This window comes from Geotalea daltonii FRC-32, from assembly GCF_000022265.1.
Classification (GTDB): domain Bacteria; phylum Desulfobacterota; class Desulfuromonadia; order Geobacterales; family Geobacteraceae; genus Geotalea; species Geotalea daltonii.
In genome coordinates this window covers 1,273,627-1,286,944 of sequence record NC_011979.1, presented here as the reverse complement: position 1 = coordinate 1,286,944, position 13,318 = coordinate 1,273,627, and the positions used below count along the sequence as shown (strand labels likewise).

At 55.7% G+C, this 13,318-nt stretch carries 12 protein-coding genes; 3 read left to right on the top strand and 9 right to left on the bottom strand.

The window, feature by feature from the left end; genetic code table 11:
* Window positions 1-82: 82 nt before the first annotated feature.
* On the bottom strand, window positions 83-814 hold the full coding sequence (locus GEOB_RS05850; RefSeq protein ID WP_012646264.1) for a molecular chaperone DnaJ: 732 nt from the start codon (window positions 812-814) through the stop codon (window positions 83-85).
* Between the two features lie 108 nt (window positions 815-922).
* Here GEOB_RS05850 and GEOB_RS05845 point away from each other — a divergent pair, with 108 nt between their 5' ends.
* On the top strand, window positions 923-1,960 hold the full coding sequence (locus tag GEOB_RS05845) for a GMP reductase (RefSeq protein ID WP_012646263.1): 1,038 nt from the start codon (window positions 923-925) through the stop codon (window positions 1,958-1,960).
* Here GEOB_RS05845 and GEOB_RS05840 read toward each other — a convergent pair.
* Together GEOB_RS05840 and GEOB_RS05835 are read right to left on the bottom strand one after the other, a co-directional pair.
* The gene (locus tag GEOB_RS05840) at window positions 1,953-4,616 is read right to left on the bottom strand and encodes an ATP-binding protein (protein WP_012646262.1); all 2,664 of its coding nucleotides are present in this window, start codon (window positions 4,614-4,616) and stop codon (window positions 1,953-1,955) included. The genes GEOB_RS05845 and GEOB_RS05840 overlap by 8 nt on opposite strands.
* Before the next feature lie 271 nt (window positions 4,617-4,887).
* The gene (locus tag GEOB_RS05835) at window positions 4,888-5,112 is read right to left on the bottom strand and encodes a hypothetical protein (protein WP_012646261.1); all 225 of its coding nucleotides are present in this window, start codon (window positions 5,110-5,112) and stop codon (window positions 4,888-4,890) included.
* A gap of 102 nt (window positions 5,113-5,214) precedes the next feature.
* Here GEOB_RS05835 and GEOB_RS05830 point away from each other — a divergent pair, with 102 nt between their 5' ends.
* Window positions 5,215-5,877: an FKBP-type peptidyl-prolyl cis-trans isomerase gene (locus GEOB_RS05830; RefSeq protein ID WP_012646260.1), complete on the top strand. Its 663-nt coding sequence runs from the start codon at window positions 5,215-5,217 to the stop codon at window positions 5,875-5,877.
* A gap of 86 nt (window positions 5,878-5,963) precedes the next feature.
* On the opposite strand, the gene GEOB_RS05825 is transcribed toward GEOB_RS05830, so the two are convergent.
* Entirely contained in the window at window positions 5,964-6,425 is a 462-nt protein-coding gene (locus tag GEOB_RS05825; protein ID WP_012646259.1) for a YbhB/YbcL family Raf kinase inhibitor-like protein, read from the bottom strand.
* 181 nt (window positions 6,426-6,606) lie between these two features.
* Here GEOB_RS05825 and GEOB_RS05820 point away from each other — a divergent pair, with 181 nt between their 5' ends.
* On the top strand, window positions 6,607-7,536 hold the full coding sequence (locus GEOB_RS05820; protein WP_012646258.1) for an MBL fold metallo-hydrolase: 930 nt from the start codon (window positions 6,607-6,609) through the stop codon (window positions 7,534-7,536).
* A gap of 95 nt (window positions 7,537-7,631) precedes the next feature.
* Here the strand turns inward: GEOB_RS05820 and GEOB_RS05815 are convergent, their stop codons facing one another.
* From GEOB_RS05815 to GEOB_RS05795, 5 genes are all read right to left on the bottom strand, one after another.
* Window positions 7,632-9,269 (bottom strand): fatty acid--CoA ligase, encoded by a 1,638-nt coding sequence (locus GEOB_RS05815; RefSeq protein WP_012646257.1) that lies wholly within the window; start codon window positions 9,267-9,269, stop codon window positions 7,632-7,634.
* Between the two features lie 183 nt (window positions 9,270-9,452).
* Window positions 9,453-10,898 (bottom strand): glyceraldehyde-3-phosphate dehydrogenase, encoded by a 1,446-nt coding sequence (locus GEOB_RS05810; protein WP_041267079.1) that lies wholly within the window; start codon window positions 10,896-10,898, stop codon window positions 9,453-9,455.
* A 76-nt stretch (window positions 10,899-10,974) separates the two neighbouring features.
* Window positions 10,975-11,499, bottom strand: a complete 525-nt coding sequence (locus GEOB_RS05805; RefSeq protein WP_012646255.1) for a PaaI family thioesterase — start codon at window positions 11,497-11,499, stop codon at window positions 10,975-10,977.
* Between the two features lie 52 nt (window positions 11,500-11,551).
* The gene (locus GEOB_RS05800; RefSeq protein ID WP_012646254.1) at window positions 11,552-11,860 is read right to left on the bottom strand and encodes a hypothetical protein; all 309 of its coding nucleotides are present in this window, start codon (window positions 11,858-11,860) and stop codon (window positions 11,552-11,554) included.
* A gap of 182 nt (window positions 11,861-12,042) precedes the next feature.
* Window positions 12,043-13,197 (bottom strand): iron-containing alcohol dehydrogenase, encoded by a 1,155-nt coding sequence (locus GEOB_RS05795; RefSeq protein ID WP_012646253.1) that lies wholly within the window; start codon window positions 13,195-13,197, stop codon window positions 12,043-12,045.
* Between the last annotated feature and the right edge of the window lie 121 nt (window positions 13,198-13,318).

The following is a 13,318-nucleotide window of genomic DNA, read 5'->3' as shown; positions in this document are numbered from 1 at the left end:
ACAAGGACGTGGGAGGGTAAAGAAAGACTTGGCTTATTTCAAACCAATGTTTTACAGGAGTGGTGCCGGCCGAGCCTCCGAACTAACTGCGGCCTTCACACACCTTCCTGTTGTGTATGGCGCATTCCCGCAATGACCGGCGAAGCAGGTCTTCAGTAATCAGCCCGTTGGTGACGAAGTAGCGGCCTATGGGCTGATGCAGCGAACGCTGATGAAAGAGCAGGACCCGGAGCTGCTGTTCCTTGAGAAATCCCATCTTTACCGCCCGTTCGCCAAAAAAGCCGGGAATAAATGTTGCTTTGAGTATCACCGGAATTGCTTCTTCCTTCAACCAGCCCCACTTGCAGGCCAATTCCCCCAGCGGAGGTCGCTGCTCACGCTGCCACAGAAGCGAGCGGACCAGCGACTGGTATGAAATATGCCCCCGGTAATAGAGGAAGAGGCCTATCTTCAGCTCCACCGACGGAAAAAGGCCGCTGTAGTACCTTTCATTGGCAGTCCGGTCCTGGCATGGATTCGGCCGGGAGCACCTTTGCGGCTTTGGACGCGGCGGTGCCACGGTTACCCGGCGCTGCTGCAGGTAGACAGTCAAAAGCTCATAGGCTTCGACAGAACGACGAAACAGCTCGTTACGCCTTGCCTGGTCGGCAGTGGCAGGCGCCACATCGGGATGGAATTCACGTGCCCGCCTACGATAGGCCCGGCGCAGGCCATCGGGCTGCATGTACTTCAGAAAATCCCTGTTCACACCCGTATGAGCACCGAACAGCAAGCGGCAGGCATCCACAAGATCATTTTCCCGGTATTGCTCCATGGGCAATTCCTCCACGGTAGAAATCCACGTGATTATGCACCACCTTGAGGTAAAATGGGTACTGTATAAATCTCTGCAGAAGGTTCCAACAATCAAGGGGGGTGCAGGATGCGGGTTGAGACGGATCTGAAACTGGGCTTCAAGGATGTGCTGATCAGACCGAAGCGGTCGAATCTGAAGAGCCGTGCCCAGGTGAAAATGGAAAGGACCTTCACCTTTCTCCACAGTAAAAGGCAGTGGACCGGCGTACCGATCATCGCTGCCAACATGGACACCATCGGCACCTTTGAAGTGGCCGGGGTGCTGGCAGAACACAACATGCTCACCGCCATCCACAAGCATTATACCCCTGCCGACTGGCAAAACTTCCTCAAGGACTGTGACAGTCGCATCTATTCCAGGATCATGGTCTGCACCGGCACCTCCGATGACGACTTCGGCAAGCTGGCCAAAATTGCCGGCAATCATCCCCAGTTGGAGTTCATTTGCATCGACGTGGCCAACGGCTACTCCGAAAGCTTTGTCGCCTTTCTCAGCCGCGTCAGAGAAGCCTATCCGGATAAAACCATTGTCGCCGGCAATGTGGTAACCGGCGAAATGGTCGAGGAACTGCTTCTCTCCGGCGCCGATGTGGTCAAGGTGGGAATCGGCCCCGGTTCGGCATGCACTACCAGAACTAAAGCAGGTGTCGGTTACCCTCAGCTCTCGGCAGTCATCGAATGCGCCGATGCCGCCCATGGCCTCGGGGGCCGGATCATTTCCGATGGCGGCTGCACCTGCCCCGGCGACATCGCCAAAGCCTTCGGGGGCGGCGCTGATTTTACCATGCTTGGCGGCATGCTTGCCGGTCACGACGAAAGCGGCGGTCAGCTGGTAGAGCGAGGTGGGCAGCAGTACAAATTGTTCTACGGAATGAGTTCAAAGACAGCCATGGCCAGGCATGCCGGCGGAGTGGCTGCATATCGCGCTTCGGAAGGCAAAACGGTCGAAGTCCCCTATCGCGGTCCCATAGCGGAAACGGTGAAAGACATTCTCGGCGGAGTGCGCTCTGCCTGTACCTATGTGGGAGCAGAAGCGCTGCGGGAACTGACCAAGCGCACCACTTTCATCCGCGTTCAGGAACAGGAAAATCGCCTCTTCAGCTGACTGGGCGTTGCGCCGCGGCCATCATGGCCGCAACGCGCTCGACGATATCATGGACAGTGAAAGGCTTCTGAATAAAATTGGCCATTTGCACCTCTTTCACCAGTTGCACAACCACATTGTCGGTATATCCGGACATGAAGATAACTCTCAAACCGGGATATGCGGCAAGCAGTCTTCTATGCAGCTCCGGTCCGTCCATGTCAGGCATGATGACATCGGTAAGCAGCAGGTCGATCTGCCGACCCTCGGCCAACAGGATCGCCTGGCGCGGATGCTCGGCATCCAGAACATCGTAGCCGATGCCAAGCAGAAGTTCCTTTAGCATGGTCCGCACCAGTTCGTTATCCTCCACCAGTAGGATAACGCCCTGGGTCCTCCCCCTGTCAACCTGCTCTATCGGTTTTTCATCAGCCAGATAGGGCATAGCTTCTGTCATGGGAAAATACATCTTGAAGACCGTCCCCTGCCCTTCCTCGGAATAGGCCCAGATATTGCCGTGATGCTGCTTCACTATGCCGTATACCGTCGCCAGCCCCAAACCGGAGCCTTTGCCGGTCATCTTCGTAGTGAAAAACGGCTCGAATATATGGGGCAGGTCCCCTTTGGCTATGCCGTTGCCGGTGTCGGTCACGGCAAGCAGGGCATAACGTCCCGGCACGGCTTCGGCATGAAACCGCGCATATTCATCATCAAGTACGACTTCCCCCGTCTCGATGGTGACCGTACCTGCACCGTCTATGGCATCCTGGGCGTTGACCAGCAGATTCATGAGAATTTGCTCCACATTGGTCCTGTCGGCACGTATTCCGCCAAGTCCGGGAAAAAGTTGCAGTCGGATCTCGATGCGTTCGCTGATGGTCCTGCGCAGTATCTGATAAAATGAGGAGATGACCACATTGAGATCGATGATCTTCATGTCGAGAATTTGCTTCCGGCTGAAGCTCAAAAGCTGGTGGACCAGATCCTTGGCCCGCAAAGCGGCTTGGACGATCCGGTCGATCTTTGCCTTGGTAGTGCCATTTTCGGGAATTTCTTGTGCCGCCAGCTCGGCAAAGCCAATGATGGGGGTCAACAGGTTGTTGAAGTCATGGGCAATACCGCCAGCCAGCCGGCCGACTGATTCCATCTTCTGGGACTGGTTGAGCTGCTCCAGCAGAGTTTTCTTTTCAGCTTCTGCAGCTTTGCGTTCAGAAATGTCGCGGGCCAGGACAACGATGGCATCCGTTTCACCGACCGCCGCCCGGCGCATGCTCACTTCCACCCAGAAAAAGGAACCATCATGGTGCCTGGCATGCCATTCGAAGAGCTGTGGCTCGCCATCTCCGGCAAGCTGCATGAACTGCATCGCCTCTGTTGCCGAATAGGGAGGCTCACCCTGGCTTATCTCCTGAATAGTCAATTTAATGGCCTCTGTCGCAGTATATCCATACATATCGCACATGGCATAGTTCACATCGATGATCCGGCCATTGCCGATTTCATGAATAAAAATTGCATCGCTTAGGTGATCGAAAATTGCCCTGAATTTCTCCTCACTTACCTTGAGCTGTGCTTCAGCCGCATCTTTTTCCTGCAGTCTTGCGCTCAGGGCTTCTGTCATGGCATCAAAGGAACGGGAGAGGAAGCCCAACTCGTCATGGGAGGGAAGAGCAGTCCTGACGGAGAGATTGCCATGAGCCACCTCCCGGGCTGCCGACGACAGCTGCTCCAGGGGCGTTGTCAGATACCGGCCTGCCAGCAGACTGCTTAGAGCTATGGTTAACAGTGTGGCAAGGAAAAGCACTGCCACAGAAGTGAGGATAAACCGGTTTGCGTCAGCCATGGCCACTTCATGGGGGATGGTAATCCGGATGTACATGTAGGGTTCCCCATCTTGTTCCAGCCTGATTTTTTTGAAGGCGAACAGCTTCTTCACCCCGTCCAGGCCTATCTTGACAAAGGTCCCTTCATCCCCGCCACCATGCAACATTCCGGTAATCTCCAGCCTGTCGGGACTGCCGACTTTCAACCCTCTTACGCCAGGATAGGTGTAGATGATCATCCCCCTGTGATCGGAAAGGGTAAGGTTGCAATCGGCCGGAAATCCCTGCAGGTTGAAGAAAGTGTCAAACTGGTTCAAGTCCTGTATGGCAAAAATTACAGCCTGCGGCTCTCCGGACGCATCAAGGACCGGCAAGGCAAAATGCAGCGAAGCCTTTCCCAAAGTCCTGCTGATGGCAAACTCCCCAACGCTGAAGCGCCTGTTTCGAAGGGCATCCCGGAAATACTTCCGGTCCAGGATGTTGAAGTCAGGCGCCAGCGAGCGGGTTCCCGAGGCAATCAGGTTGCCCTTGGTATCGGCAATGCCGATATTGGAGCTGGAAGAACCCTGGCTCATTATTTCCTGGAGAATCCGAGCGCATGCGCCCCTATTCCTTGCTTTGATATCAGGATGCTGGGCCAGGGCGACTAAAAGGTGGCGCAGCCCCTCGACCTGGGCATTATGGCGGTAGGCAATGGCTTGTGCAGTTACGATAGCCGCATGCTCAGATTCACGGTAAGCTCCCTTGAAATTGCCATGCAGAAGCGAACCCACCGCCAACACCAGCGGTAATCCGGACAGCAACATGATGCCAAGAAGCTTTATTCTTATGGAATACCATTTAAAAAAAGCCAATTTTGTTTCTCCTGCACCCATGGAAACTACATCTCATTTCTGACTTTTCGGTTCTTGCCCATGACTAATTGAAAGAAATCGTCATCAAATTCCAAAAAAAAAGCGACCATAAGGCCGCATATTCAAGACATTGAGATACAAATCATCGCTGGTTCTGCACCCCGAAACCTGCCTTTTTCCATGCCTCGACTCCACCCAGCAGAGCTGAGACATTGACGAACCCCTGCTTCCGGTATTCTTCCGCCCGACCGGCGGAGGTGTGCTCGGTGGGTCAGGCACAGTAGAAAATAATTTCCTGCCCCTTGTCCAGTGATGGAACGCGCGCCCTGAACTGGGCAAGAGACATTCCCCCCGACAGCATCATGCCTTTGCAAACATCTTCGCTTTCATAGGCGCAGACAAAGAGGGCCTTGCCTTCCTCCACCCTGCGGTGGGCATCCGAAACCGTAATGCGTGCTGTTTCTCCCATGGTGGTCTCCTTTATACTTTTATCCATCTATTTTAGCTCCCTTTCAAGGTAAAACAATTTGCGGGATTGATTCTTAAAAAAATGCTGATATTATTTAGCCTGTTCACATTAATTCAAAGAGAGGAATTTATGCAAAGAGTCATCATCGCTATTCTGATCGCCCTCATCGCCACCCCTGTCTTCGCCGCCGAAGAGCCGAAGACAGAAGAACAGAAGACCCTTTATGCCATCGGCACGGTCATCGCCCGTCAGCTGTCCGTCTTCAACCTGACCCCCTCCGAGTTGGAACTGATCAAGCAGGGATTGACCGATGCGGTAAGCGGCAAGAAGCCCCTTGTGGATGAAGCCGGTTATACGGCAAAGATACAGGAACTTGCCACTGCCAGACGCAATGCCCAGGGAGAAAAGCTTGCCGCCGAGGCAAAAGAATACGTTGAAAAGACGGCAAAGGAAAAGGGTGCGGTTAAGGCTGCCTCAGGCATGATCTACCTGCCGGTCAAGGATGGCAGCGGAACCAGTCCGAAAGCAACGGACAAGGTGAAGGTAAATTACCGTGGCACCCTTGTCAACGGTCAGGAATTCGACAGCTCCTACAAACGGGGACAGGCCGCGGAATTTCCCTTGAACCAGGTAATCCCTTGCTGGACCGAAGGGCTGCAGATGATGAAGACCGGAGGCAAGGCAAAGCTCATCTGCCCGCCTGAGATAGCCTACGGCAAGGCAGGTTCCGGCGCTATCCCCCCCAATGCCACGCTGGTTTTCGAAGTCGAGCTGCTGGACATCGTCAAATAGCAGGAAATCCATGCAGAGCTGACACGGCATTTCAGTAGAGGAGGGGCAGGTGATCACTCCTGCCCCTCCTTTCGTTCAAGAGGCTTTTACATCGGTGCCTGATTTGTTCTGGCATAGGTGCCCATCAGCTCAGTTGTCGCAAGGATATGCCCCTCCATTGCCCTTTCCAGCTCTTCCCTCGCCGCTGACCCGGCAATCTTCGGCCTGATGTCGAGAGCAAACAGTCTGAAGAAATAGCGGTGGAGGCCGGAGGAAGGACAGGGTCCACCATAGCCGCTCCTGTCCCAGCTATTGACACCCTCCTTTGCGCCAAAGGGAGCGGTATGCTCCTTTATCTCCTTTATTTCCGGAGAGATATCCCATAACAACCAATGAACCCAGGTTCCGCCCGGTGCATCCGGATCATCCATGATCAAGGCCAGCGACTTTGCCGCCGCCGGCGCGCCCTGAATGACCAGGTAAGGATTGATGTCGTCTCCATCGCAGGTATACCTGGACGGAATCTGTGAGCCATGGTGAAAAGCGGGACACGTCAGCTTGAATTCCATCTCAACCTCCTGCCTGTGAATTGATGCTCCTCTTAAATTCTTGCAGGAAAGCCGGGGAATGCAACAATGCGGCAGAGAGACAAGATGCGGATCATCCATTGACAAGTATCTTCTATTCGGCGAAAATCACCGCCGGTAAACTTATTGCCCCTCCGATGGTCTTCAGTGAAAGGAGTTTCCATTGAATCGTAACAACCTCTTCTGCATTGATCTTGATCAACCCAGCCTGGAAGGATTCCGCAAGTTCATCAGTTCCTGGCTTTACCTGGGCGAGACCTTCACCATCCTCGTCGACCCCGGACCGCTCTCGACCATCACCCATCTTTGCAGCCAACTTCGGCAAAAAGGGATCGAACGCCTCGATTATGTGCTTCTCACCCACATCCACATCGATCATGCCGGTGGAACCGGGGCGCTGCTCAAGGAATTCCCCGAGGCGACGGTGATCTGCCATCCCGAGGGAGTCCGGCACATGACGGCGCCGGAAAAGCTGTGGCAAGGCACGCGCAAGGTACTCGGCCCCCGTTTGGCCGAGGCCTATGGGGAAATCGTCCCGGTGCCCGAAGGAAGAATCGGCTACGAAGAAACTATCGGAAAAACCGGCATCCGCGCCTTCCTTACCCCCGGCCATGCCCAGCACCACTGCAGCTATCTGCTCGATGACCTCCTTTTCGCCGGGGAGGTGGCCGGTGTCCATTGCGAGCTTGCCGACGGCCTTTACATGCGCCCTGCCACCCCGCCCCGTTTTATCCTCCAGGTGGCACTGGACTCCATTGACCGGATGATAGATCTTGCTCCGCGCACCATGGTCTTTGCCCACTATGGATTAGTGGATGATGCGCTGAAGCATCTGCAAGTTGCCCGCAACCAGCTGCTGCTCTGGGTCAAGGGAGTTGCGGCAAACATTTCTTTGGAAGGCGCAAAACGGGAGGAAGCGATTGTCGATTGGCTCTTGCAAAAGGATGAGAATTACCGCAACGTCAGCCGCCTGCCCCAGGACCTAACCGTCCGTGAACGCTACTTCCTGGGCAATACCCTGCGCGGCCTCATTGAATACGTGGAAAGCCTCCCCGATAAGGAACGGCGAGCACTGAGGGATAAAGAAAAATAAAAGGGCGGTCATCTTGACCGCCCATCAGAGAAACATCTTCAATCAACACCGGCTGCTTCATATCCGCTGCTTTTGCCGGAAAGCAGGCGCAACTGCTACAGGTACTTCTCCCGCAAGGCAACCTTGTTGATCTTGCCGACACTGGTCTTGTCTATCGCCTCCACCAGCCGCACCCTGGCCAGCACCACATGTTTGCTCACTACCCCCTTGTCGGCGTACTGCCGAAGATGATGGGCAATTTCCTTCTCGTTCGCCTGTTCCCCAGGCTTTGCCATCACCAGGACCAGGGGGCGCTCACCCCACTTTTCGTCGGGCTGGCCGATCACCGCCACCTCGGCCACAGCATGATGATGGGCAACGATATCCTCCAGTTCAAGGGACGAAATCCATTCCCCTGCCACCTTTATCACATCCTTGGTACGATCGGTGATCCGCACATATCCCTTCTCGTCCCGCACCGCCACATCGCCCGTGTGCAGGTATCCGCCGTCCCACAATCGCTCGGACGCCTTGTGGTCTTTCAGATAGCCCTGGCTCAGCCAGGGGGCGCGGACGACGATCTCGCCGCTACTCTTGCCGTCCCATGGCTGTTCCTGCAGAGTCGAGTCGGCTACCCTCAGCTCCACCAGCGGCAGAGAAAGGCCGGTGCGACAACGGATCATCGCCTGTTCCTCGGGGGACAGGGCAAGCATTCCCGGGGTCAGCTGGGAGATGGTGATAATCGGACAAGTTTCGGACATGCCGTAACCGGTAAAGACGTCGATGCCTCGGGACAGCGCGTCCAGGCAGAGGGTCCGGGACATGGCAGCACCGCCGATAATCAGCTTCCACCCGGAAAGGTCCATCTGGTCGGCATGGGGATGCTTGAGGAGCATATGCATAATGGTCGGCACACAGTGGGAGAAGGTCACCTGCTCCTTCTCCTTCAGCTCCAGCAGCAGGTCCGGCGAATAGCGGCCGGGATAGACCTGTTTGACGCCGAGCATGGTCGCCACATAGGGGATTCCCCAGGCATGCACGTGGAACATGGGGGTCATGGGCATGTAGACATCGTCACGGCGAAAACCGCCGTGGCCGACCACCGATCCCAGCATGGCCAGTAGTCCCATGGTATGCATCACTAGCTGCCTGTGGCTGAAATAGACTCCCTTCGGCAAACCGGTGGTGCCGGTGGTGTAGAAGGTGGTGGCGCGGGTATTTTCATCCAGATCGGGAAAGTCGAAATGGGAGGCCGCCTGGGCCAGCAGTTGCTCGTACTCTCCGGCAAACTTGACAGTATGGGCGTCGCACGGCTCATCGGCAATGAGCACGTAGGTCCGCACCAGGTCGATTCGGCCACGGATCTGCTCCAGGATGGGCAGAAATTCGCTGTTGACGAAAAGGACATCATCCTCGGCATGGTCGATGGTGTAGAGGATCTGCTCAGGCGAAAGCCTGACATTGATAGTGTGCAGCACCGCGCCGATCATGGGCACAGCGAAGAACATCTCCAGGTAGCGGTGGCTGTCCCAGTCCATCACCGCCACCGTGTCCCCCGGTTTTACCCCAAGGCCGGTCAACACTGAAGCAAGCCTGCAGACACGCTCGCGCAGATCCCGATAGGTGCCGCGATAGTGGTGACGGTAAACGATCTCCTGATCGGGGTTGTTGACCATGGGAGTGTAGAGCATGTTCTTGATCAACAGCTGGTAATTATGGGCGGATGGGGTGCGGGGAATCAGCATCTCACTCATTGTGCGCTCTCCTCAAAATTTACTGTAAAACCGTATATTACTTTCATCGGCAGTATCCTGCCAGATCTATTGTGTTGCACCCAGGCCAGGTTCGTTCACAAGGTGCCCAGGCCGGGGAAGCACAAAAGCGAAGGCGACCCTGCGGTCGCCTTCGCTTTCATATGATGTGGATCTGCAGGCCCTTCAGCTGGGCATTGCCGGCAACTCAAGACCAGCCATCTTCTGCACCATGCGCACCACCTGACAGCTGTAACCGAACTCATTGTCGTACCAGACATAGAGGACACAGCGGTTACCCTGGACAATAGTCGCCAGGGAATCTACGACCCCGGCATGGCGGGAACCGACGAAATCACTGGATACCACCTCCGGCGAGTTGGTGAAGTCGATCTGGTTCTGCAGTGGCGATTCCAGCGAGATGTCGCGCAGGTATCCGTTCAGAGTCTCCACCGTAGCCCCTTGCTTGAGTTCCAGGTTGAGTATGGCCAGGGAGACGTTGGGGGTCGGCACCCGGATGGCGTTGCCGGTCAGCTTGCCGGTCAGCTCGGGCAGGGCCTTGGCCACCGCCTTGGCGGCACCGGTCTCGGTAATGACCATGTTGAGAGGAGCGCTCCGGCCACGGCGGGAAGCCTTGTGGTAATTGTCAATGAGGTTTTGGTCATTGGTATAGGAGTGGCAGGTTTCCACGTGGCCGCTGACGATGCCAAAGCGGTCGTTCACGGCCTTCAACACCGGCACGATGGCATTGGTGGTGCAACTGGCGGCCGAAAACAGGGTCTCTTCGGCAGTAATCAGTTCGTTATTGACCCCGGCCACCACGTTGGGAATGTCCCCCTTGCCCGGAGCGGTGAGGATGACCTTGGCAATCCCTTTCGCCTGCAGGTGTCGCCCCAGCCCGTCCCGATCACGCCATTTACCGGTGTTGTCGATGAGAATGGCATTGTGAATACCGTATTGGGTATAATTCACATCTTCCGGAGCGTCAGCATAGATGATGCGGATCATGTTGCCGTTGGCAATGATGGCGTTTTCCTCTTCATCGATGGTGATGATGCCGTGGAACTGACCATGGACCGAGTCACGACGCAGAAGGCTGGCACGCTTCGCCAGGTCTCCGGCACTCCCCTTGCGGACCACCGCCGCTCTGATGCGCAGTTTTTCACCGCTTCCCGCCTTTTCAATGAGTATCCGGGCCAAAAGACGGCCGATACGCCCGAAACCATAAAGGACGATATCCCGCGGCTCATCCAGCAAAGGCACCCGGCCGGTGTTTACCGGGGCAAGCTCACGGCGGAGAAATTCGTCCACTGGCAACTGCCCAGCCTGTGCCTGGTAACGAATGGCCAGTCTGCCGATGTCGATGCGCGCCGGAGCCAGGTCCAGCTTGCCTACCGCCTCCAGGATGGGAAAAGTATCCACAACCGTCAGCTCTCCGTCCAGAATAAGCCTGGCAAAACGATGGGCCTTGAGAATATCGATAGTGGAGGTGTTGACCAGCGAACGGCCATAGACGGTGGTCACCACGTTATGGTCACGGTAAAGTCTGCCGATTATGGGCAGCATCTGCTCGGCTAATCCTTCATAGCCCTGCCATTCCTTCAAATACGCTGTCTGCTTCTGATTCATCATTCTTCTATCCCCTCTCTTTCCGAGGCCCGTCATTGGGACCTCCCATGACATTACGCAAAACAATCCTTCAGATTTTTCATTTACCACCATCGCCCGGCAGCCGACAATCGTCGAGAAAAGCCTGCAGTCGCTGCTCCTCCACCCCGGCCAGCCCGGCAATGCGCGATAACCGCGGAAAAGCCCAGGAACAGGAACTTTCAGCAAGGATCTCACCTTCGCTGTTTTTTACCGTACCCTTCACGGCAGCCGTTTTGCTGTCGAATTCGACGATGCAGGCTTCGATTGTAAGCTCCTGCCCTGTCAGGACCGGCTTCAGGAAGCGGACCGTCATCTCCCGTGTCACGCCCAGTTTGCCGTGGCGGGCCATCAGAGCCCAGGCCGATGCCTCGTCCAGAAGTGTCGTAATGATGCCGCCGTGGACCATCCCATCGAAGCCGCAGTAGTGCTCCGGTACGACACAGCTAGAAACGACCCCTTCTGCCGTGTGGCGGAAGCGCAGATGCAGCCCATGGGGATGATCTACCGAACAGGCAAAGCAGGAGCCCGGCCAGCGGCCACCCACTTCCGGCAGGCTTTCGAAAGATTCTTGCTCCGATGACATACGAACTCCTTCAACAGTCATCTCAATCCGTATTTTTACAGCCTCTCCCAGACTACCTGATATTTTTGCTGGTGAAGAGAATTGTCTTGTCGCCAACGAAATTCACCGTGATGTTCTTCTGCTCGTTGCCCCAGATGCAGCTTTTGGCAAAAAGCGCCTCGGAACAGCTGTCCGGCTTGCCGAGAATACCGGCTACCTCGCCGTAGTCCATGCCCATCTTGATTTTCTCGTAATTTTCCGTGGTCAGCTTGCTGCAACCGGAGAGCACGGCAAGCATTATCAGCAGCACGAGCAAAGAAAATCTCGCCATTGCCTTCCCCGGGCGACCCATAGAGATGTATCCGGCCTGCAATGTTTTCACGTCTACCTCCTGGTTTCAAGCGACTGACGATACCATAATTTTTTCACCTTTGAAAAGGCCTAACTCCATGGGGAAACGTTCATTTTTACTGAATCGGCAGGTTGTGGCCGCTCAAATGCGAAAAAAAACCGTCGGCATAGCTGCCCGACGGCCGGCAAATATTTGAGGGTGCCACCCCTGGATCAGAGACGGGTTGCCAGTATTTCACGCACCACGTCAGGCGTAATGCTGGCCCGCTCTCCCAAGGGGTTGCCACCCCGAGCCTCAAGACGCGCAGCAATGGCCTCCGGCGCAGAAACGGCGTCGACATATCCCGACAGCCGTGTCGGCACCCCCAGCGACTGAAAAAATTCTTCGGTCCGGCCAATGGCCGATTCAATGCGCTCATCATCACTGCCGTCGGTAACGCCCCAGATTTGCCTTGCATACTGCAGCAGCTTTTCATGCTTTTCTTCCCTGCGGTTACGCAACAGTCCCGGTAGCACAACGGCCAGGGTCCGGGCATGGTCGATGCCATATGCCGCCGTCAGTTCATGGCCGATCATATGGGTCGACCAGTCCTGGGGCACTCCACAGCCGATGAGTCCGTTCAGGGCCAGAGTGGCGCACCACATGAGACTGGCCATGGTGTCGTAGTCATTGGGCGTGGCAAGGGCCTTCGGCCCCACCTCGAGCAGGGTCAGCAGGACCCCTTCCGCCAGACGGTCCTGCAATGGAGCGGCGGCAGGGTAGGTAAGATACTGTTCGATGGTATGGATGAAGGCATCGACAACACCGTTGGCTATCTGTACTGGCGGCAGGGTATAGGTGGTTTCCGGGTCAAGCACGGCAAATTTCGGATAGCAGAGCGGGCTGCCGAAGGCCAGTTTCTCGTGGGTAGCTTTGCGGGAGATCACGGCAAAGGAATTGGATTCCGAGCCGGTAGCAGGCAGTGTCAGTACCACCCCCAAAGGTATGGCGGATTTTACCGGCGCCTGTTTTGACAGGATATCCCACGGCTCACCCTTAAAATTAGCGGCTGCAGCGATGAACTTGGTTCCGTCCGCCACCGAACCGCCACCGACCGCAAGCAGCATGGTCACCGCCTCTTTTCTGACTACCTCCACACCTTTCATCAATGTCTCATAGCCGGGATTAACCTCGATACCGCCAAATTCCAGGAAGTCATGGCCTTTGAGAGCTTCCCTGACCTGATCGTAGACACCGTTCCGCTTGATGCTGCCGCCGCCGTAGGTGACGAGAACCCTGGCCTCTGCCGGGATCTCTTTGGCTATGGAGGCTATCTTACCCTTGCCGAAGATGATCTTGGTGGGGTTGTAATAGCTGAAGTTGTTCATGGCTGCTCCTTTATCCGGTTGATGAAAAACCTGGTAACTTTACCACAGGTTCCGATGCATCGGTAGCCGCTACTTTGATCGGTCGAATACCTTTACCGCGAAAAACACCTCAATAAAGATA

What these genes read in the sequence shown, in the direction of transcription:
- GEOB_RS05835 (WP_012646261.1), bottom strand. Translation starts at nt 5,112, where the DNA reads ATGGATAAAAGTATAAAGGAGACCACCATGGGAGAAACAGCACGCATT.
- GEOB_RS05795 (WP_012646253.1), bottom strand. Translation starts at nt 13,197, where the DNA reads ATGAACAACTTCAGCTATTACAACCCCACCAAGATCATCTTCGGCAAG.
- GEOB_RS05830 (WP_012646260.1), top strand. Translation starts at nt 5,215, where the DNA reads ATGCAAAGAGTCATCATCGCTATTCTGATCGCCCTCATCGCCACCCCT.
- GEOB_RS05805 (WP_012646255.1), bottom strand. Translation starts at nt 11,499, where the DNA reads ATGTCATCGGAGCAAGAATCTTTCGAAAGCCTGCCGGAAGTGGGTGGC.
- GEOB_RS05850 (WP_012646264.1), bottom strand. Translation starts at nt 814, where the DNA reads ATGGAGCAATACCGGGAAAATGATCTTGTGGATGCCTGCCGCTTGCTG.
- GEOB_RS05845 (WP_012646263.1), top strand. Translation starts at nt 923, where the DNA reads ATGCGGGTTGAGACGGATCTGAAACTGGGCTTCAAGGATGTGCTGATC.
- GEOB_RS05815 (WP_012646257.1), bottom strand. Translation starts at nt 9,269, where the DNA reads ATGAGTGAGATGCTGATTCCCCGCACCCCATCCGCCCATAATTACCAG.
- GEOB_RS05810 (WP_041267079.1), bottom strand. Translation starts at nt 10,898, where the DNA reads ATGATGAATCAGAAGCAGACAGCGTATTTGAAGGAATGGCAGGGCTAT.
- GEOB_RS05825 (WP_012646259.1), bottom strand. Translation starts at nt 6,425, where the DNA reads ATGGAATTCAAGCTGACGTGTCCCGCTTTTCACCATGGCTCACAGATT.